General features: G+C 68.6%; 1 protein-coding gene. It reads left to right on the forward strand.

Annotated features, from left to right (window positions below; genetic code table 11):
- On the forward strand, positions 1-255 hold a 255-nt coding region (locus ACZ92H_RS29810), incomplete at both ends, for a 5-deoxy-glucuronate isomerase (protein ID WP_465052005.1).

The following is a 255-nucleotide window of genomic DNA, read 5'->3' on the forward strand; positions in this document are numbered from 1 at the left end:
CGCTGCCGAGGTGGCCCTGTGCAGCGCGCCGGCCACCACGCGCCGTGCGGCGCGCCTGATCGACCCGCAGTCGATGACGCGCTCCGTGCGCGGCAAGGGCGCCAACACGCGTTATGTGTGCGACATCCTGCCGCAGACGGCCGAGGCCGATGGCTTGCTGGTGGTGGAAGTGGTGACGCCGTCCGGCCACTCGTCCAGCTATCCGCCGCACAAGCACGACAGCGACAATATCCCGACCGAAAGTTCGCTGGAAGA

The sequence above is a fragment of the Janthinobacterium foliorum genome (assembly GCF_978021625.1).